The organism is Paenibacillus aquistagni, assembly GCF_900177815.1.
Classification (GTDB): Bacteria; Bacillota; Bacilli; order Paenibacillales; family Paenibacillaceae; genus Paenibacillus_B; species Paenibacillus_B aquistagni.
Genome location: NZ_FXAZ01000001.1, coordinates 834764 through 853926, shown reverse-complemented (window position 1 = coordinate 853926; position 19163 = coordinate 834764). Strand labels below are relative to the sequence as shown.

Sequence of the window (19163 nt, the reverse complement as noted above, 5' to 3'; positions counted from 1 at the left end):
ATCTTTCTCCGATAAATCTGTTATTTCGTCCATCCTTACGATATCTTCATATTATTTCAACATGATTGACGAACGACGTTTACAAATGTCCCTTACACTTGTCCCGAGCGAAGATAATCTATGTAAATAAGGAGTGAACATTTGTGAGTGAATCGATGAATCGTCGCACGTTTCTATCTTACCTTGGCACTGGTGCAGCAGCGCTCGCTGCAGCATCTGCAGGTCTTGGAACCTTAGAGGGCAAAGCATCCGCGTTATCCTCTACGGCAGACCACTTGTTTGGCTTCTCCACCAATCGAGTGAGTGGGTTCTTTGAACCGATTGCTCCTTCCAAGGAAGACAAGCTCGTGCTGCCGCCCCGCTTCAGATATGATGTTGTTGCCGCCTATGACGACAGGATTAATCCTGCTGGGGAAAAATTCGGCCAAGGCTGCGATTACAACGCGTATTTTCCACTCCAAGGCTCAGATCGCGGTCTCCTTGTTACAAACCATGAATACACCAATATCTTCTCCCTTGGTCCGATTCATAACGATCAGCTTACCGCTGTTCAAGTCGAGAAGGAACTGTATTACCAAGGCATGTCCGTTACGGAAATCTACAAAAACGAGCAAGGCGTCTGGAAACTTGACCCCACCTCAACATATGCACGCCGTATTAATGGCTTTACTTCCTTCGAGCTCACAGGTCCAGCCAAAGGCTCCGCCGCTGTCAATCAAGCAGCTAAGGTTCAAGGCACCTTCGCCAACTGCTCAGGCGGCATAACCTTGTGGAATACCGTGCTGTCATGTGAGGAGAACTTCCAGGAGACCGCGAATCACGCCAAGCTTGATCCGACTCATTATGGCTGGGTCGTAGAGATCGATCCCAAAGATGCGCAGTATCGCAAGAAGCATACCGCTCTTGGACGCTTCAACCATGAGAATACCGCGATGGGATTAGCTTCTAACGGACGCATCGTTGTCTACATGGGAGACGACAAGAAGGACGCTTGCGTGTACAAGTACATCAGCAAAGGAACCTATAACAAGGCTGAAGGCCGTGCAAATGCCAAGCTGCTGGAAGATGGCGTGCTCTACGTTGCTAACTTCAAAAAAGGACAGTGGCTCGAAGTAACAATTGAAGCCGTATCCAAGGTGCTGTCTTCTGAACACTTCAAAGTTCCTTACGGCGTCAGCATGACAAAAGAAGAGCTTGTACAACGTTACAAGACGCAGGGGGATGTTGTTACTTATTGTCATGAAGCAGCCCTGCTCGTTGGCGGCACACCCACTGACCGGCCTGAGGATATTGAGATCTCTCCGTTTGATAACACCGTATTTATTTGCCATACGAATAATGACACCCACGGCAACATTCATGGCCATATTACTCGCATCTTTGAAGCGCAGGACAATCTTGCAGCAAATGAATTTGATTTTGAGATCTTCGCGGCTGGCGGCAGACAATCTGGCTTCAGCTCCCCAGACAACCTCATTTTTGACTCCAATGCCCAGCTGTGGGTTGTAACTGATATCTCCACAAGCAGCCATAATAAAGGCGTGTATAAATCCTTCATGAACAACGGACTGTTTGTTATCCCAACTACCGGAGGCAATAAAGGCGTTGCAATGCAATTTGCTTCAGCACCTATCGATTCAGAGCTTACTGGACCTTTTTTTACGCCCAATGAAGATACGCTCTTCATATCTGTGCAGCATCCGGGTGAGAATACCACCGACCTGAGCAAACCTACCAGCACATGGCCTCATCGCAAAGGGGACAAGATCGCCCGCTGTGGTGTCGTAGCCATTAGCGGCTTTAAGCTGAGCTAACCTTAGTCTTCTATTGTTTACCCTGCTATAAGGAGTGGTCCAATGCCATTTGCCAATATCGGAATTGGAGGGTTAATCCTAATCCTCATTATCGCTTTGCTAATCTTCGGCCCCTCAAAGCTGCCTGAGTTAGGACGCGCCTTCGGCCGAACATTAAGTGAATTCAAGCAAGCAACAAGAGGACTTATGAGTAGTCAAGAAGAAGGGACTGAGCAGAGCAAGAACGTTCCCTCTTCCGACCAATCCAATCGATCTTCTTAATCTCATGCCAAGTTGGTTAGAAGGAGCCTGCTTCCAGCAAGGCTCCTTTATTTGTTCCGTTAGATCAAGAGTATACACAGTGGCTCACACCTCCTGTTCCTTGAGCTTACACTTGCCCTATGTCGTTCGTTTGAATCCAATACTTGCAGATCCCGTCCTTAATCTCATGCAGCATGCCTAGATTCGACTCTATTACTCTTCTAGAAGGTTCGTTCTCCTCCCAACACGTCAGCAGCACTGCTTCCATTCCACGATAACGAGCTTCCTCCACCAACAACCTGAGAATGGCCCTGCCATATCCTCTTCCTCTCTCACTTGGACGAATCGCATAGCCAATATGCCCTCCACGCTCTCGCAGCGAGGCATTAAGCGCGTGCCGCAGCTTGCCAAGCCCTAGCGGCCTCTCATCAAGCATGAGCCAATACGTGGTCTGTGCAACAAACTGAGGCTGCAAGAACAAGCCGCGCGACATTTTATCAGCACCGCTTAGCGCATGACGGAACTGCTGCGGCGTCAAGCCATACATGCTGTTATGAAAGCCATTCTCTCCTGGTCCCATCTCCTGCATCATCTGATAAAAGCGCATATCATCCATCTTGGATAACTGTCGAAGTTCAAGCCCCACTCTTCATGCCCCCAGTGTGCGCTACACTCATTTGGTGTCATTTTCCACTTATCATACCAGCATGTTCTTGACTAAGACAATAGCGATCCATCTTTATACAAGCAAAAAAACGCGAACAAAGCCTTGAACATCAAGACTTTATTCGCGTTTAATCCAGTGCCGCCTGCTTAAGCAGCGTGACAAGCTCCAAGGTACGATCCCTGCCTTGGGCGCTTCTCATCTCTTGTACAATGCTAGGATATCTTGCCTGAAGTCGCTCCAAAGCGCGCACGAGCGAACCCGCTGTCAGCTCCTCTTCTTGCAGCACTTCACCATACCCTTGCTTCTTGAACGACTCGGCATTTAGAAGCTGATCACCTCTGCTCGATGACAGAGGCAGCGGGATCAACAACATCGGCTTGCCTAGCGCCAGCATTTCAAAGATGGAATTCGAACCCGCCCTCGTAATGACCATGTCCCCCATGGCTAGGACATGAGGAAGCTCCTCCGATAAATACTCATATTGGCGATAGGAGGGATGATTCTGCTGCTTATCGAGCTGTCCTGCCCCACACAGGTGCACAATCTGATAATGCGTGACAAGCTCTGGCAGCGCTTTGCGTACCGCCTCATTGATTGCTCTGGCGCCCAAGCTCCCGCCCATGACCACAATAATAGGCTTCTTGCTTGGCTTCAGCTGGCAATAGCGATACCCTTCCTCCTTACTGCCGTGAAACAATTCCTTGCGCACTATTGCACCGAGGTGGACCACTTTCTCAGATGATCTGATGTACGGCTTCGTCTCCTCAAATGTAGTGCAGATCGTCTGCACATAAGGAAGGACAAGACGATTGGCTAGCCCTGGCGTTAGATCTGATTCATGGATAACGACCGGTATGCCGTTCAAGCGAGCTGCAAGCACGACAGGAACAGACACAAATCCTCCCTTTGAAAAGACGACATGCGGCTTGATTCTGCGAATATGCCGATAGGCTTGCGCTACTCCTAGCAGCACCCGAAATGGATCAGATAGGTTGGAAAGACTCCAATATCTCCTCAGCTTGCCCGATGCAATCCCGATATAATGAACCTGCTGCTGTTGCCTCATCAGCTTGGATTCAATGCCTCCGTGAGATCCTATATAATGAATATCCCAGTCCTCTTCAACAAACTGTGGAATGAGAGCTAAATTCACCGCGACATGCCCGGTTGATCCTCCACCTGTAAGCAGAATTCGCTTCGTCATTCCACATCCCCCGCTCTGTCGTTGTTCATTCCTTTTGCAATGTTCCTTGACTCCTCTTCCATCATACGGAACAAAGCCTCAAAGTATGTCGGATGATGCGGGACAAAGTTCTCTTGTTTAAACAAACGCTCTGTATCGATGTATTCACCTGTTGAAGGCTCGACGACCAAGCCTGCCCCATCCGCTTGTTACTTGAATCAAAGATATCGAATGTTTCCAATCGACTCATTCCTCTTCCCCATGTCTCCGCTTTCTCCTATGCAACAGACTAGCAAACAATCCTGCCACCAGCCTAGCGAGTGAACCTATCCTATCAATTGGCACTTTACAACCATGCCCTAACGTTGTGGTTGTGCTCCTCGCATATAGGTTTTAACCATATATTGAAGGCTCTCGTCAAGCGCAATGGGCATGCCAAACCCGCCAGCCTGACGTAAGGAAGCAAATCCGTGCAGCATGCTGCGGAAGCCTCTAACCCAGTGAATGACCTCATCAGGCTCCAACGAGTATGGTTCTGCTAGATTGCTGATCAACTGAACAATCTGCTCGCCTAGCTCCTGCCAGCGAGGAACCTGAGCATCAGGCGCTAGCAGGGAAGCAGCATATACGCCTGGATTCTCATCCGCAAAGGCGACATAAGCTTCCGCTACGGCTTGAATGGGATTGCCAGCATCCAGCTTAACTGCATGCAGCAAGGCTGAATACAAGCCCTCAAGGCCGTGAATGGCCATCCGCTGTCTGAGATCATCTAATCCTTGGATATGATTATACAATGAAGGCGTCTTAATGCCGAGTCTTGCGGCCAAGGCAGCCAAGGTTAGCTTATCGTAACCCAGCTCATCGGCGAGCTGTATCGCTTCTTGCACGACTGCATCTGTATCAAGCCCTGCTCTCTTTTTTCTAGACACCGCTTCGTCCCTCCTTATCGTTACAACCATTTATATTAACCGATAAAGACACTTGCTGCACGCTGTACCGCATGTTCGATAACTCGGTCTGGCTTCTGGATCATCTTGCCATGTCCAACACCTAGCAGTGAAGGCTTAAGCGCCATAATCTTCTCTGCGCTGTGAAGGGCCTGCTGCTTGCTCCAAGTTGCCATCGCAGGAAACGGGAAGAGCGGTCTCCATTCTCCTGTAACCGCTACTCCGCCGCGAACTTGAAGCGCATCGCCTGCAATAAGCGCCTGATTTCTCATATCTAAATAGGAGAAGGAGCCGGGTGTATGTCCGGGTGTAGCAACGGCGAGCAGTGATCCGATCTGATCGCCATCTTGCAGCAGAACATCGGGTTCTGTCATTACGGCCTGCAGTCCGCCGCGAATGGGCAGCTGTTCCTCGTCGGCATCGAGCGAGCGATCCATTTTCAACAATCGTGAATCACGTTTTGAAATATAAACCTTGGCCTCGGGGAGCATTGCCTTCAAAGCATCCAATGCTCCAATATGATCCGAATGAGCGTGAGTCAGTATCATGCTCGTAATCGGTTTGCCGATCTTTTTCGCTGCATCCATAATTCCCTGTGCGCTGTAGGACATCGCTGCATCAATGAGCGTTAATTCATGCTCCTCTTCCACTAGATAACAGTTCACTGGGAAGATGCGCGGCATAAAGGTTATTTGGGTAATCGTCTCAAAGGTCGTTGTTCGCATATTTGTTTCCTCCAAAATAAACTAATGATGTTAGTTTGTATTTTAACTAATACCATTAGTTAATGCAACCTTTTTCTTGCTAAGCAACAAAAAAAGCTTCAGCCTAAGGCTGAAGCTTCATCGATCTATGGCGCAAAATCACACTCATTACAATCCGCGCGGACTTCCAAACACTTTCTTCTCCAACTCACGCAAACGATACATAATGTCCTCAAGCTCTAGCGGCGATAAGCCTCTAGAAGAAGCTGACGGAGCCTGCTGTATCGGAGACGGTGTTGGCACCGGAATAGGCTGCGGCGCTGGTGCAGGTGGAGTCACACGAGCATCCAAGCGTGCCTTCAAATCCTTAATCTGTCTTTCTTGATCCTGAATAATCGTATAGAAGATATCGTAGTCTCGGATAATACGGTCCAAATATTCATTTACCTCATCCGTATCATAACCGCGCAAACGAACATTGAATTCCTGATCATGAATTTCCTGTGCGGATAAGTCAATCCCCAAATGAGATAGATTCTCCATTCGACTTCCCTTGCTCATGTTGATAAAATTCTCCCTCCCTGTTGGATCATCAATCTGGGATGCTCCAACATGAAAATTACAACACACATCGATATTGTATCATACTTTGCATCTAATTATCGACTGCTGGCATGAAGGCTTGTGCGATCTGCGAATACCGCTTTTCTTTGCACCACTTGCCCTCTCCTTTCTCCCCCATGTTAAACATATAAATAAAAAGTCAACAGGAGATGAGGAATGCCTATGATTACGAGTGCAGTGACGATTCGATTGCGCTTATGCCTTGTCTCCTTGTCCTCCATATAATAAGTCGAAGAAGCTCTAGGACCCGTATTGAGCGTGCCTGACAATAGGATCGCAGCTCCAAAAAGCAGAATGCTGATGGCTCCTTCTGTATTTCTCATCCAATCGATCCCGCCTAGAGCATACGCGATGGCAGCAGAGATCATCGTAGATCCGATTCCTGCTGCAATCAAAATCCATCTCAACTTCATCTTCTCACCTCAGCTTATGATGACGTCCTGTTTCTATAAGTATGTACGTCATAAGCCTGCTGTAAGTTCCCCTTAACTTGCTCCTTCACAGCGCAACCGCTCAGACATGTCGGCTAAGGCTTCTTCCCATTTTTTCTTCATCTGCAATCTAATGCCTCCGTCATCCAGATGTTCCTGATGAATGCTGACCGTTGTTGCTTGCGGTCTCACTTCAATAAGGCGTATCTGGAGTGTAGAGGGTCGCGACCATGCCAACTGATGCCAGGTCATTCGTATTTGCTGTTCCTTCCGAAGCACACGAATCTCCCCATGGGCAGTGTCCTCAGATCCATATACGTTCCCAACTTCAATAAGAAGTCCTTGCGGATCACCAAGCCATGCAGGCAGTCCTTGAGAAGAGACGAGATAATTCCATGCCTCCAACCTGCTGCATGGCAGGGTTCGACGTACGCCAATCTGGTAGCCCACACTTTCTGTTAAACCGACAGGCTTTGCTGGACGATCGTTTGAATGTGAATGAGCCATTATTTATCCCCCGTTCTGCTTATCATCCTTCCTCTACACCTATCTATATTCGATTCAAGATTCCATATTTCCTTGCACGACAGCGCTCTTTCGGGGTTTTCTAACCGATTTTCTTAAAATTCTAACAGGAATATTCTTTCAGAAGCATTCTATCAAGAATGTTCTATATGATTAGATGGCCCCTGCTCCTTCGATTGCTTTACTGCCTTCAGTTGAGCCACAATGATTACACTAATGACGACGAGCAGAAACCATGAGCTAATCTTCCCCAAATGCACGATCTGCCATTTATGCTCTTGATCTGGATATTTCCATGCCCCCAAGAACGTTGATATATTTTCCGCAATCCAGATAAACCATCCAATGAGAAGAAAGGACAGGATCATCGGCATGCGATAGATGCGATTGCCAACCTTATAAGATACCCATGTCTTCCAAAATACAATAAATAGTAGTGCAGTTAGATACCATCGCAAATCAACGATATAGTGATGGGTAAAGAAGTTCAAATAGATCAGCACCGATAAGCCAAACGCAAACACGGGATGAGGCCAATTAGCGATTGAAAGATCGAACCGCCTCCATGCTTGACAAATATAGCTTGCTACACTGGCATACATAAATCCGCTGTATAGCGGAACTCCTCCTATCTTGCTAAGCGCTTCCTCGGGGTAAGACCATGAACCCATGTTCACTTTGTAGAGCTCCAGCCCTAAACCAATTAAGTGAAATACACAGATGACTTTTAAATCGTCTTTCGTCTCAAGCCGTGTCCACACCATCATTACCTGTGCAATCAAACAGATGATTAAAATAAAATCATAACGAGCTAACCCTGGAATCGTGATGATCTTGGATAAAGCTAATGTCACAAAAATGATTACGGGAAAGATGCAGCTAAGCGCCTGTTCAATTCCAAACCGCCATAATTGCTTCACGGCATTCATGCAGTATTCCATCCTCTCTGTCCGCATCACATATCAATCCTTCGCTCAACTACAATTTGTTCCGCGTTTTATCTAAGCGTAATGTACATGCTTCTTGCTGTCATGCACATACTACCTATTATTCAGCTTGAGCAGAAGGATGTGGTTTACTTGCCAATTGCGCATTTACATAATACCTCACTTTACTATGAAACGCACGGGTCTGGCACTCCTATCGTACTTGTGCACCCCCCGCTGCTAACATCGGCTAACTTTCGATATCAGCAAGAGCAGTTGTCTCAATTCTATAAGGTTCTTACATTCGATATACGGGGGCATGGCCAGAGTCCACCCTCTAAAGCTCCCATCACCTATGATCTTATTGTTGATGACATCATTGGACTATTGGACCATCTTGGCATAAAGCAAGCTTACATTGCCGGATACTCCACAGGAGGGTCCATCGCTCTTCACGCAATGCTTCAATCACCCGCACGCTGGCACGGCGGGATTCTTATCAGTGCAATGTCAGAAGCAAGCGATCCTCGGCTGAGAAATCGAATTCGCGCAGCCATTCATCTCTCCCGATACGAGATCGCCTCTTCCCTTCTTAGGCTCAGTGTTACCTGGGGGAATGCCAACAACCTGTCTACCTTTCTTCATCTGCAACGACAAGCACGGTCCGGTCACCGTGCGAATATTCAACAGTACTACGCATGCAGCCTGAACTATAACTGTACGGCTTCGCTGCCGCAAATACAACTGCCTGCGCTGCTGCTGTATGGACAGCAAGATTATGCCTTCGCCAAGTATCGACATCTGCTGAAGGAAGGCATTGAGCACAGTACTCTGGTTGTGCTTGATAATGTCAAGCATCAGCTGCCCACGAAGGCTGCAGACCGAATGACATCATACATTCATGAATGGATTGAGCTTGTACACCCGCTAGCTCCATACATGACGTAAAAGGAGCCCCTTAAAGCGCTACTTGCGCCTTTAGGGGCTCCTTGCTTATATCCATCTGAAGAAATGTCCGCGTGATATTTCGATTTGATTTTCGTGTGCCCATTCCTCTAACGCTCGAATTCCTTCTTGTTCGCCTTGTACAAAGCTAAAGCTTAAATGCACAGCGATCATCCGCTTCCCTTTGAGCTTTAACCCAACAGCCTGTTTGTAGCCGTCCATAATCGTTATGCTCTCAATCTCCTTGGCAGCAACACGCTGTTCCCGAACAAGCAGTGCATCGCCATCAAAAGCCAGCAGCTTCGAGTCTTGCTTAACCATCTTAATAATGTAGCCAAGATATCCAAAGCAGCCGAGCAGCCAGGCGATTAACAGGTAGGTGAGAATCGGATAGTGCATTCGGAAGATCGCTGTTGTGCTATATAGACTTGCACACATAAGCAAAATGACACCTACTACCTGCAAGTGAGTAACGGGATTGCGCACCTCAAATGATCCCATGTGAATTTTCATCGTAAGACCCCTTTCCTTTGCAAGCGTTTACACAAGTTCAATAACCCTTTTCTTCCATCGCATATGAGTTGGAATCCATAACGTTCTGAAGAAGTCATTCTTGGTGTAAAAGAGCGTAGATTGCGAGTCGTGTTGCGAAGTCAACCCTTACATGCAGTTGTCACAAATTCGTCTTATTTACTATTATTATATCCTAACTTCACAAATTTGTAACTACTTATTCAAAAAAAAGACAATATTTCAATTGAAATATTGTCCCGTCTGCTATTCACTCCCGATCAGTTCGGCTTGATTGGGGCATAAATGTCGTACTGGAAATAAGAAATTACATGCGCTGGGATGTCAAACGGATTTACCGGAAACAAAGCATTGGCTTCAATGCTGTATGAAGATATACTCGTATCTCGCTCCAGTTCTGACTGCATAAACCATCGATTAAGCTCCTCATAAGCTTCTTCCATTTTCCTGCGATCACCATGAACACGAATCTTGGCATACTGACGCTCAGGAATGTCTATCACTGCTGTTCCCTCAGGAGCTGTCATCTCCGGCCACGCCTTAATACCTACCCATAGATCCCGAACTCCGCTATCCCACTGCCATTCCGGCACAAGCACATATCCGTAAGAAGCGGCTGTCAGTCTCTGCATGGAATCGGGGTCTAAGCGTTGATAAAGCTCTTTCCACCCCTGTCGCACCGCTTCTCCGCTGCATGCCACTTTTACCACCAATAATGAGAATTGAGCTCGCTCAACCCGCGTAACAAACATGTCCAATCACCTCGCCAGAAGCTTATATCCTAATGTATGGTTATTGGGCAAAACGTCATGCCACATGATTATCTTCTTAATCGAAGTCTAATGGGTGATCATGGTACAAATTGGGTGATAGCAGGAGTATTGCGAAACGTGAAGTGAACCGTTCGGGAGGTTACAGCTATAAGGGTTGTGATTGTTTTAGCTTGCGGCTTTTTTGGATCGAGAGGTCTCGAATAAATTCCAGAAGTTGATCTCCTTGGTAGATCAGCTCCCCGTAATCTCCTTCGATAATCATTCCATAATCGCGTTTTTTTACGGATAGTTCAAGGCTTACACCATTCTCTACCTCAAAGGTAATATAATAAGACAGGCTAGGTCTCGACCTTATGAGTGTACTCCATACTTCCTTCCGCTTCATCTTCACCTGACCAAACTTAACAACACGAGAGGAATGTCCGCCTCCAGTTAAACTGCCTTTCCATAACTTGAGCGCGGATACAAGCATAAACAACAGAAGCAAAATACCGAAGAGAAAGCTAAGTTCAGAGGGGAGTTCTTGGAAGAAGCCGAAGTCATGACTAAAGTTGCCAAATGGCGTCATAAACTCACTCCTTTTAAGCTTCAAAGAAGGCACCTCTCTATTTATACCATATATTACCTATGTTGTGTACTAAAAACTTCACTTCTGATGTAAACATTTGCTTTGCCTAAAAAAGAACCCTGCATATGCTCATTGTCCATCAAAAGACAACGAAACCAACAGGGCTCTTCTCGATCTGGTTAATTGAATTCCATCTACCAGATGCTTACACGTTCTTCAGGCGCAACATACAATGCATCCGTCGACTCTATCCCATACGCTTCATAGAATTCCTTAAAGTTAGATACAGTTCGATTCACCCGCACCTTGTTTGCAGAATGGGTATCAACCGTTGTTAAATAATGTGCAATTTCTCTTGTCATCGTTGAACGCCATATGGCTGCATAACCTTCAAAATAGGACTTGTAATCCGGCTTGGACAGCATGGAGGCCACCTGGAGCGAAGCCGCCATTCCGCCAAGATCAGCGACATTCTCGCTAACCGTTAACTTGCCTTGATTGTATACGCCAGGAATGACTTCAATACCGTCATAGAATTCAATTACGCTCTGAAGCTTCTTCTCGAACTTTTCGTAGTCTTCCGTGGTCCACCAATTATTCGCATTTCCATTTTCATCATACGAAGAGCCAAGATTATCAAAGGCATGACTAATCTCGTGTGCTATCACCATGCCGATTGCGCCTAGGTTTGCCTCAGGCTTTGCCTTTAGATCATAGAATGGTGCTTGAAGAATGCCTGCCGGAAACACAATCTCATTATTAAGAGGATTGTAGTAAGCATTTACTTCATATACGCTCATTATCCATTGGCCTTTATCAACACTCTTGCCGAGAGAAGCCTTTTGTTTCTCGATATAAGCGTTATTTATAGCAACTAGATTGCTCAGCAAGGAGCCTCCTTGTTCAGGTGGTGCGATCTTAACATCCTTCAATGTATCATTCCATTGGTCTGGATAGCCAATCTTCACTGTCATTTTCTCAAGCTTCTTCACAGCCTTCGCTTTTGTCTGATCAGACATCCAGTCCAAAGCCATTATACGCTTCTTATATACTTCGATAAATTGCTTGACCATTGATTCTACATCCTGCTTTGCTTCTTTGGAGAAGTACGCTTCTGCGTAAATTTCACCAAGCAAATCAGATAACGTGGACGTGGTTAGTTGAAGCGCAATGTCTTGCTGAGATTTCTCGCCTTCCACACCGTACATTTCAGCAGTGAACGCTTTAGCAGCCTGAGCTAATTCGTCAGTCAGCATCGTGCTAGCTTTCATAAGCAGTGACGCCTTCATGTATGATTTCAATACATCAACATGGCTGCTGGATAGATATTCGGCACTCTTTTTTGCAAGCCCTACATCCGTAACAATTACTTTGTCCGTCTGCCCTAGCCCCGTCTCCTTCATAAGCTTCGTCATTGCAAAGGAAGGGTACAAGGCAGCAAACTGTTCCATCGTATATGGATTGTAATACTTGTTCACATCCCCTTGCTCATGAACATCGAGCGAAGCAGCGGCAAGCTCTTTCTCCATTGCATAGACAGCTTCCGCCTGCTTTTTTGCTTGAGCTTCCTTGTCCCCTGCAAGCACAAACAGCTTCGTCAAATACTTCAAGTATATCTGCTTCTTGCGCTCATCCCCTGATAAATAGCTGTTCTTATCCATTCCCGTTGCGATGCCTGAGAAATAGAGCGCATTCACTGAACTATTCTTAGCGTCAGCCATGACGCCAAATGAAGCAAGCGATCCGAAGTTCGCCTCCTTCTCCAGCTTAAGGTTGGCTGCAAACAACTCATCTAACGTGCCCGCCTTCTCGATAGCATCCAAATACCCTTGGATAGGTGCAATGCCTTGTTCATTGCGGTGCTCCAAGTCCAAAGCAGTCGTATAGAAATCCGTAATCTTCTGCTCTTTGGAGCCTGGTGAATGCTTGGTCTGCAAGAGGTCGTCCACAATGTTCTTTATGTTCTTCTCATTCTGGCGAACAAGTTCAACAAATGCTCCATTCATCGGTTCGCCGGCTTCAATGACAGATTCGTTCAGCCATTTTTTATTTACATATTCATAGAAGTCATCACCAGCATTCGTGCCTTGCAGTGCATAAATACGCTTCGTTAGCGCTTCTAGCTGACCTTGTGTAATGCGGTCTGATCTGCCGATCGTTCCGTCAGGGTAACCCAGCAGGATTCCCGCACTAGACAGCCTCGCAATCTCCTCCTTAGCCCAAGATGGAACATCAGTGAACATCCCGTTTACCTTGCCAATTCGCAGATCATTTCCCTTAGGCGAGCTTAGCTTGGGAAACGCACGACTGAGCATAATCAGCGCTTCAATCCTAGTTACGCGCTGGTCCTCTAGATGTTGGCCATTACCATATCCTTTGACCAAATCTTCTTTGGTTAATCCAGGCGTGTAATCATCTGCTGCAAGCAGCAAATAATCGGCAACCTCCCCTCTAGTCAGGCCCTGCTCCGCCTCTTGCGCCAATGCCGTTACAGGCATTGACATCAGCATAAGCATCAAAGCTAATACTAAGGAAAACCTTTTCATTTATACGCCTCCTACTAAGGATATTTATCATTCAAAGCCGAGCTTGTCCAAGATCAAGTCAGCATTAGAATGCGCACCTTCAGGCTGTCCAAGTCATAGATGACGTTTGTTTATAAAAAGCACGGCATACCTTTTCCAGATTGGTCTATGCTTCTGATTCGATATGGATATTATACCAGATAATGGTCCTGCATACTTATTTCATCTTTGAAATTTTCGCCCGTTCTTCCTTGTCTAAGCCAGCAGAAGAACCATATTATAGATGCTGTACGGTACTTCGTCCGCTGTGTTTTTTCTCTAATGACACTTATCAATAAAAAAGAGGAATCCTTCATGACAGGATTCCTCTCGGTACTATTGATACAGTTGTTATGCTATAACATATCGACGCCTTACAGCTTCGAATCGTCCACCTTGCTAAGCCACTCATCAATGACGTCAATGACCGATGCTACACAGCCGTCCTTGAACGGTGAAGTTAAGCCAGCATATTCAACAAGCTCTGTGAAGGACTTGCTGCCGCCTGCTTGACACAGCTTCAAGTAATCCGTCCATGCTGCCTTATAGTCCTCATTCATGCGCTTCCAGAATTGGAAGGCACATACCTGAGCAAGCGTATAATCAATGTAGTAGAACGGAGACTGGTAGATATGAGCCTGCTTCTGCCAGAAGCCGCCTCTTTCCAAGTAATCATTCGCTTCATAGTCACGATGCGGCAAATACTTCTTCTCAATATCTCTCCAAGCCTGCTTGCGTTCAGCCGGCGTTGCTTCCGGGTTCTCGTATACGAAATGCTGGAACTCGTCAACGGATACCCCATATGGAAGGAATAACAAGGCCGATGCCAAATGATCAAAGTGATACTTATCCGTATCCTCTTCAAAGAAGTGCTTCATCCATGGCCACGTAAAGAATTCCATGCTCATGGAATGAATTTCACATGCCTCATGCGTTGGGAAGTTGTATTCAGGCACCTCAAAGCGACGGCTCTCATACACTTGGAACGCGTGTCCCGCCTCATGAGTCAGTACATCGATATCGCCAGATGTTCCATTAAAGTTGGAGAAGATGAACGGGAACTGATATTTGCTCATGTATGTGCAATATCCACCGCCCTGCTTGCCTTTCTTGCTAACGAGATCCATCAATTCGTGATCGATCATGAAGTTGAAGAACTCCTTCATCTCCGGAGACAGCTCATCATACATCTTCTTCCCGTTGGCGATAATCCACTCAGGATCACCCTTAGGCGTAGGATTGCCTGATTTGAAGCTGAAAGACTCATCGTAGTAGAACAGCTTGTCTACATCAATGCGCTTTTGCTGGCGCTCTTTAAGCTTTGTTGCCAATGGAACAATATACTCTTCTACTTGCTTGCGGAAGTTCGCTACCATCTCAGCATTATAATCAATACGGTTCATTCGCGCATAACCGAGCTCAACGTAGTTCTTGTAGCCAAGCTTGTGTGCAATCTTAGTACGAACCTTCACGAGCTCATCATAGATGCGGTCAAGATCCGCTTCATGCTCTGCCATGAACTGATATCTAGCTTCCGAAGCACGTTTGCGCATAGCGCGATCCTTCGATTGCTCGAACGGCGTCAGTTGAGACAGCGTGCGCTCTTCGCCTTCAAATGGAATCTTTGCTGAAGCAATCAATTGAGAATACTCCGTTGACAGCTTGTTCTCGACTTGCAAATCCTCAATGATCGAAGGATGGAAGGTCTTAAGCGCCATCTCAGCCAGACGGAACAACTGGCTTCCCCACTTGGCTTCTAATGTTTCACGGAACTTGGATTTCACCAATTCCTGATAATACTCCATTATGTACTCTTGAACGACAGGACTCTGCTCATCAAAGAATTCCTGTTCCGCCTTGTAAAATTCATCATTCGTATCTACGGAGTGACGAATGCTTACAATGGTGTACAGCGTCTCCACATTGTTGCGAAGCTCATTCAACTGAGCCATTGCCTGATCCTGCTCTTCAGCGGTAGCTGCGTTGCGGAATTGTTCCAATCTTGCTCTAAAGTCCTGTCCAAACTGCTCTACATCTGGACGTTCATAAGGAAGCTCACTGAACTTCATCTTGTCCTGCACCCTCTCTCACTCATATTGTAAACAAGATTATAATACCATAATTTATCTATCAATTGACAAGCACAGTACTTCTATATTTAATCTTGACGCAAATTCTGCTTACCAGTGTTCGATTATTGCTTGTTCTTCCCATATTGTCCCGCCACATAAAAGAGCATGTAACTCAAAAGCTGCAGCAGGAAGAACAACACGGTAAACCCGGCAAACAAGGGTGCATTGGCTTCAGTAGTCATCGCTTCTACACTGTCCGTAACAATCGTGATCGGCTGCAAGACGAGATCCCAGCTATTCCAGCGAATAAATCTACCAATATATATGCCGATGCTGCTTAAGAGCAGTATCGCCACAATCATGGACCAATTGAACACTTTATTCCATCGTTCATTCAATCGCTGATGCAGGATATATAGGGAATAGCTCCCAAGCGCTAGTCCAATCAATGCTGCAAACAGGAATAACAGATGATGCAGCCAGAACTCTAACTCATGGGCAAATCTGATCCCAGGCTCAATCTTATAGTGGATATAAACATGAAGCGCATCGGTAACGAGATAGGCGGAATTCGGGTAAAAGGCAAGCCACACTGCGAAGATAAGCAGCGATAGCAACTTTCGTAATACCGTCCCTTTAATCACATCTATTCGTTGCATCATGATGAATGCGCCCATCACGATTAGCGGAACCCAAGCAAGAAACATATCCCAGCGAAGAAAAGTATACATGTTTCTTCCCGTGTCATAGCGCAGCCATGCGGCAAATAACAAGCAGCCTATAGAGAATGCCAATAATAATGTCGTCATGAGAACATAAAACAGAACTTGCGATTGTACTCGGTTATGCATATGTTGCACCTCTCTGTAATAGAAAAGCCTCAACACAAGGTTGAGACTTTATTGCATCTAAAAAACGTCAGGTAGCAAGATTTCATACATCTCTACTTCGTATGACGCAGATTTACACCATTGATCTTATCCATGAGCGAAGAGATCATATCCCTTACACGCGAGGATTCATTGCCTTTCCATCCAGTGTTGAGTCGAGATATCGCTTCTTCTCTCAGATCATCATATTTCTTTTTTTGCTTGTTGTATTCTTTGGAGACCGATTGGGTGAGAATCATCGATGAGATCGATAGGATGACAAACAAGACAGAAGCCTTGCTTGACCCCAAATAGCTAAGCACATCAAATACATCCTTATGGCTGATTTGACTCATCTTGACTAGCCAGAATAGAAGAATAACAGCTAGTCCAGTGTTAATGATGGAGAGTAGTCTAAGGCGCATTTTCAGCTGGTTCATTTTGTTCTTTCGTTTCGTAAGTTCAAGCAGCAGGAATTTAACATCTTCTGATATTGGCAGCTCCTGAAGCTCGTTCAAGAGCTGTTTGCTGTCCTTGTTGGAAGCCATAGACAGATCACCTCATCAAAAGTATATGCGGTTGTCTATAACTTCTTGCTGACCAACATAGAAAAAGAGAGGATCCCCACATTTAAAAAAAGAAGGCAGTCCGTTTCTGCGAAATGCCTTCTCCCCGATGATTGATCCCTATAAGACCTGCAAGATCATTTGATTTTTTGAATATCTGACAACCACCGCTCAATCATGACAAGATGAGATTGAAAAGCAAGCTGCTCATAGGGAATCTCGCTTAGGTCATACCATCGAAGCTCAGTTGATTCGGATGAGACGAATAGTTGTCCTCCTGTAACGATGGCTTCATAGAAGACAACGCAAGTCGTATGTCCGCCCTGAACATCCAATAATCTTGTGATTTGAATCTCAAGGCCAGACTCCTCCTGTACTTCTCGTACTACACATTCCGTGATCTGCTCACCTGGCTCTGCCATGCCGCCCAGCAGTCCCCAACAGCCTTTTCCAGGCTCAACCGCGCGCTTCTCCAAGAGCAGCTTGCCTTCATGAACAATAATCGCAGCAGCTCCTACAGCCTGTGTATCATAATGAAGAAAGTGCTTCTCTTCACATTCGACATAGGGCTTGCCCTGATACAATAACTGCAAGAGCGGCTTCGCGCATACGGGACAATAACGATAGCTGCTCATGTTGAACTCCCTTCAATCCGTGTGTTCGTGTCCTCGAATAGCCGCGCTCGGCTACTCATGAACTCGAAGCCCCATCTCCATTCGTCGGCTTCTAGTCTTCATGCCTAAATGTTCATAGAACAATATCGCTTCTCGGTTAAATTCTGATACGCCAAGCTCAATGCTCTCCGCTTGGACTTCTTCAGCATATGCGAGTATATGCTCCCACAGCATTCGGCCAAGACCTTGGCTTCGACGGTCTTCATCGACGCATAAATCATCGATGATCAGTATTTTGCGAGTTCGAAATATCGGTCTAGACGCCTCTTCGTTCACACGTGTCATCGCATAGGCGATAAGCTTCTTATCTGATTCCTGCTCCACCACCCAGATCTGAAATCTGCTCAAGTGCACAATATACTCATAATAATCTCGTTCCATTGGATAATCGCTATCTTCATAAATATCAGGACGAGCATGGACGTGCAAACGGTGAACCTGTCTGATTAATCGCGATACATTCTCATAATCGCTGGTTTTCGCGCGTCTGATCTGAACATTCATGTTCATCCCTCCCCATCAAAAAGTAATAGGCCCACATCCTGATCTATGTGATTGTCGGAGGGGCCTTTTCATAAAAAGTACATAACATATTCATCTAAGGTATGATTGATTATAACGCTTCCGTCTATAAGACGCCACCAAAAATTCCTGCCACCAGTCATTACAAATTCTTAACAGGGCAAGATTGCAACAAAAATACCGCCTGATTAGGCGGCTTACGTTTCTATAACGAATGAAAGTTGTTTGTTACATTAGATTTAAGCGTTGTTAATTTTTGTGTATGCCATCATAATGGAGTGTAGCCTACCTATAGGCTTACGCTGTATTTATAAAAATATAATATTACAGAGAGGTTTCACCTATGATTTATTATTTTGAATCCTTGGATCTGTTTACCGAGGAAATATGCATGCAGCACCTGAGCAGACTGCCTCAAGACAGACAGCTCAAAGTTCACCGCTATAAGCACTGGATTGACAAAAAAATGAGTATTGTCACCTATTTGCTGCTTGCATACGGCATGAAGCAGGAATATTCCATCACTGAACCGCTGCGCTTTGGCTATCGAAGCAATCAGAAGCCTTATTTGTTGGACTTCCCCCATATTTACTTCAATATTAGTCATTGCGAGGAATGCGTAGCCGTCGCTATTTCCGACCAAGAAATCGGCATTGATGTTCAAAATATGGTGCCCTACGATCCGAATGTCGCTGCGATGGTGTGCAGTCCTGAAGAGTTGGAGCAGCTTCGCTCGAGTTCAGATCCTGAGGCCTTGTTTATCCGCTACTGGACATTGAAGGAAAGCTACCTGAAAATGACGGGAAGCGGCATCACCGACCATATGTCCAGGCTGGATTTTTCAAGCCCTGTCGACGCTTCCTTCTATCAATACAACTGCTACTTTCTACAATATCGCCAACCACGCTATTGGATGAGCATCTGCTCACTAGAATCACCGTTACATATACATAATTTATCCCTTATCGATCTATGCTGACAAAAAAATCGGGAGCCCAGCACATAAGCTGTGAATGAT

General features: G+C 45.9%; 21 protein-coding genes. 4 read left to right on the top strand and 17 right to left on the bottom strand.

Going from position 1 to position 19163, the window contains the following annotated elements:
• Positions 1–155 precede the first annotated feature (155 nt).
• Both B9Y93_RS03920 and tatA read left to right on the top strand, forming a co-directional pair.
• Positions 156–1814 (top strand): PhoX family protein, encoded by a 1659-nt coding sequence (locus B9Y93_RS03920; protein ID WP_085493952.1) that lies wholly within the window; start codon positions 156–158, stop codon positions 1812–1814.
• 42 nt (positions 1815–1856) lie between these two features.
• Positions 1857–2075 carry a twin-arginine translocase TatA/TatE family subunit gene (gene tatA / locus B9Y93_RS03915; protein WP_085493027.1) on the top strand — a complete coding sequence of 73 codons (219 nt, stop codon included), beginning with the start codon at positions 1857–1859 and terminating at the stop codon, positions 2073–2075.
• Between the two features lie 106 nt (positions 2076–2181).
• Here the strand turns inward: tatA and B9Y93_RS03910 are convergent, their stop codons facing one another.
• The 8 genes from B9Y93_RS03910 to B9Y93_RS03875 form a co-directional block, all read right to left on the bottom strand.
• The gene (locus B9Y93_RS03910) at positions 2182–2700 is read right to left on the bottom strand and encodes a GNAT family N-acetyltransferase (RefSeq protein ID WP_085493026.1); all 519 of its coding nucleotides are present in this window, start codon (positions 2698–2700) and stop codon (positions 2182–2184) included.
• A gap of 148 nt (positions 2701–2848) precedes the next feature.
• Positions 2849–3925, bottom strand: a complete 1077-nt coding sequence (locus B9Y93_RS03905) for an undecaprenyldiphospho-muramoylpentapeptide beta-N-acetylglucosaminyltransferase (RefSeq protein WP_085493025.1) — start codon at positions 3923–3925, stop codon at positions 2849–2851.
• Positions 3926–4263: 338 nt separating this feature from the next.
• On the bottom strand, positions 4264–4833 hold the full coding sequence (locus B9Y93_RS03900) for a TetR/AcrR family transcriptional regulator (RefSeq protein WP_170936407.1): 570 nt from the start codon (positions 4831–4833) through the stop codon (positions 4264–4266).
• Positions 4834–4868: 35 nt separating this feature from the next.
• Positions 4869–5576 (bottom strand): MBL fold metallo-hydrolase, encoded by a 708-nt coding sequence (locus B9Y93_RS03895; protein ID WP_085493023.1) that lies wholly within the window; start codon positions 5574–5576, stop codon positions 4869–4871.
• 147 nt (positions 5577–5723) lie between these two features.
• Positions 5724–6116 carry a DivIVA domain-containing protein gene (locus B9Y93_RS03890; protein WP_085493022.1) on the bottom strand — a complete coding sequence of 131 codons (393 nt, stop codon included), beginning with the start codon at positions 6114–6116 and terminating at the stop codon, positions 5724–5726.
• Between the two features lie 182 nt (positions 6117–6298).
• Positions 6299–6592: a DUF5316 family protein gene (locus B9Y93_RS03885; protein ID WP_085493021.1), complete on the bottom strand. Its 294-nt coding sequence runs from the start codon at positions 6590–6592 to the stop codon at positions 6299–6301.
• Positions 6593–6664: 72 nt separating this feature from the next.
• Positions 6665–7117, bottom strand: coding sequence for an SRPBCC domain-containing protein (locus B9Y93_RS03880; RefSeq protein ID WP_085493020.1), 453 nt, complete (start codon positions 7115–7117; stop codon positions 6665–6667).
• 152 nt (positions 7118–7269) lie between these two features.
• Complete coding sequence (locus B9Y93_RS03875) at positions 7270–8064, bottom strand: DUF817 domain-containing protein (RefSeq protein ID WP_085493019.1); 795 nt, start codon at positions 8062–8064, stop codon at positions 7270–7272.
• 141 nt (positions 8065–8205) lie between these two features.
• Here B9Y93_RS03875 and B9Y93_RS03870 point away from each other — a divergent pair, with 141 nt between their 5' ends.
• Positions 8206–9009: an alpha/beta fold hydrolase gene (locus tag B9Y93_RS03870; RefSeq protein WP_425320335.1), complete on the top strand. Its 804-nt coding sequence runs from the start codon at positions 8206–8208 to the stop codon at positions 9007–9009.
• A gap of 45 nt (positions 9010–9054) precedes the next feature.
• Here the strand turns inward: B9Y93_RS03870 and B9Y93_RS03865 are convergent, their stop codons facing one another.
• From B9Y93_RS03865 to B9Y93_RS03825, 9 genes are all read right to left on the bottom strand, one after another.
• Positions 9055–9519 (bottom strand): hypothetical protein, encoded by a 465-nt coding sequence (locus tag B9Y93_RS03865; protein ID WP_085493018.1) that lies wholly within the window; start codon positions 9517–9519, stop codon positions 9055–9057.
• A 278-nt stretch (positions 9520–9797) separates the two neighbouring features.
• The gene (locus B9Y93_RS03860) at positions 9798–10289 is read right to left on the bottom strand and encodes a GyrI-like domain-containing protein (protein ID WP_085493017.1); all 492 of its coding nucleotides are present in this window, start codon (positions 10287–10289) and stop codon (positions 9798–9800) included.
• Between the two features lie 166 nt (positions 10290–10455).
• Positions 10456–10878, bottom strand: a complete 423-nt coding sequence (locus tag B9Y93_RS03855) for a DUF2500 domain-containing protein (RefSeq protein WP_085493016.1) — start codon at positions 10876–10878, stop codon at positions 10456–10458.
• 194 nt (positions 10879–11072) lie between these two features.
• A complete protein-coding gene (locus B9Y93_RS03850) occupies positions 11073–13424 on the bottom strand; it encodes a M13-type metalloendopeptidase (protein ID WP_085493015.1) in 2352 nt (783 codons plus the stop codon).
• A 392-nt stretch (positions 13425–13816) separates the two neighbouring features.
• Positions 13817–15511: a M3 family oligoendopeptidase gene (locus B9Y93_RS03845; protein ID WP_085493950.1), complete on the bottom strand. Its 1695-nt coding sequence runs from the start codon at positions 15509–15511 to the stop codon at positions 13817–13819.
• A 125-nt stretch (positions 15512–15636) separates the two neighbouring features.
• Complete coding sequence (locus B9Y93_RS03840) at positions 15637–16365, bottom strand: DUF1361 domain-containing protein (protein WP_085493014.1); 729 nt, start codon at positions 16363–16365, stop codon at positions 15637–15639.
• Between the two features lie 92 nt (positions 16366–16457).
• Positions 16458–16931 (bottom strand): DUF2663 family protein, encoded by a 474-nt coding sequence (locus tag B9Y93_RS03835; RefSeq protein ID WP_085493013.1) that lies wholly within the window; start codon positions 16929–16931, stop codon positions 16458–16460.
• 155 nt (positions 16932–17086) lie between these two features.
• On the bottom strand, positions 17087–17584 hold the full coding sequence (locus B9Y93_RS03830) for an NUDIX hydrolase (RefSeq protein ID WP_085493012.1): 498 nt from the start codon (positions 17582–17584) through the stop codon (positions 17087–17089).
• A 51-nt stretch (positions 17585–17635) separates the two neighbouring features.
• Entirely contained in the window at positions 17636–18127 is a 492-nt protein-coding gene (locus B9Y93_RS03825) for a GNAT family N-acetyltransferase (RefSeq protein ID WP_169025731.1), read from the bottom strand.
• Positions 18128–18488: 361 nt separating this feature from the next.
• On the opposite strand from B9Y93_RS03825, the gene B9Y93_RS03820 reads away from it, so the two are divergent.
• Entirely contained in the window at positions 18489–19124 is a 636-nt protein-coding gene (locus B9Y93_RS03820; protein ID WP_085493010.1) for a 4'-phosphopantetheinyl transferase family protein, read from the top strand.
• Positions 19125–19163: the final 39 nt, after the last annotated feature.

Excerpts from the sequence above, each read along its gene's own strand:
- B9Y93_RS03885 (WP_085493021.1), bottom strand. The coding sequence starts at position 6,592 with ATGAAGTTGAGATGGATTTTGATTGCAGCAGGAATCGGATCTACGATG.
- B9Y93_RS03855 (WP_085493016.1), bottom strand. The coding sequence starts at position 10,878 with ATGACGCCATTTGGCAACTTTAGTCATGACTTCGGCTTCTTCCAAGAA.
- B9Y93_RS03875 (WP_085493019.1), bottom strand. The coding sequence starts at position 8,064 with ATGAATGCCGTGAAGCAATTATGGCGGTTTGGAATTGAACAGGCGCTT.
- B9Y93_RS03850 (WP_085493015.1), bottom strand. The coding sequence starts at position 13,424 with ATGAAAAGGTTTTCCTTAGTATTAGCTTTGATGCTTATGCTGATGTCA.
- B9Y93_RS03820 (WP_085493010.1), top strand. The coding sequence starts at position 18,489 with ATGATTTATTATTTTGAATCCTTGGATCTGTTTACCGAGGAAATATGC.
- B9Y93_RS03835 (WP_085493013.1), bottom strand. The coding sequence starts at position 16,931 with ATGGCTTCCAACAAGGACAGCAAACAGCTCTTGAACGAGCTTCAGGAG.
- B9Y93_RS03890 (WP_085493022.1), bottom strand. The coding sequence starts at position 6,116 with ATGAGCAAGGGAAGTCGAATGGAGAATCTATCTCATTTGGGGATTGAC.
- B9Y93_RS03895 (WP_085493023.1), bottom strand. The coding sequence starts at position 5,576 with ATGCGAACAACGACCTTTGAGACGATTACCCAAATAACCTTTATGCCG.
- B9Y93_RS03920 (WP_085493952.1), top strand. The coding sequence starts at position 156 with ATGAATCGTCGCACGTTTCTATCTTACCTTGGCACTGGTGCAGCAGCG.
- B9Y93_RS03865 (WP_085493018.1), bottom strand. The coding sequence starts at position 9,519 with ATGAAAATTCACATGGGATCATTTGAGGTGCGCAATCCCGTTACTCAC.
- B9Y93_RS03825 (WP_169025731.1), bottom strand. The coding sequence starts at position 18,127 with ATGAATGTTCAGATCAGACGCGCGAAAACCAGCGATTATGAGAATGTA.
- B9Y93_RS03840 (WP_085493014.1), bottom strand. The coding sequence starts at position 16,365 with ATGCATAACCGAGTACAATCGCAAGTTCTGTTTTATGTTCTCATGACG.
- B9Y93_RS03905 (WP_085493025.1), bottom strand. The coding sequence starts at position 3,925 with ATGACGAAGCGAATTCTGCTTACAGGTGGAGGATCAACCGGGCATGTC.
- tatA (WP_085493027.1), top strand. The coding sequence starts at position 1,857 with ATGCCATTTGCCAATATCGGAATTGGAGGGTTAATCCTAATCCTCATT.
- B9Y93_RS03845 (WP_085493950.1), bottom strand. The coding sequence starts at position 15,511 with ATGAAGTTCAGTGAGCTTCCTTATGAACGTCCAGATGTAGAGCAGTTT.
- B9Y93_RS03880 (WP_085493020.1), bottom strand. The coding sequence starts at position 7,117 with ATGGCTCATTCACATTCAAACGATCGTCCAGCAAAGCCTGTCGGTTTA.
- B9Y93_RS03860 (WP_085493017.1), bottom strand. The coding sequence starts at position 10,289 with ATGTTTGTTACGCGGGTTGAGCGAGCTCAATTCTCATTATTGGTGGTA.
- B9Y93_RS03830 (WP_085493012.1), bottom strand. The coding sequence starts at position 17,584 with ATGAGCAGCTATCGTTATTGTCCCGTATGCGCGAAGCCGCTCTTGCAG.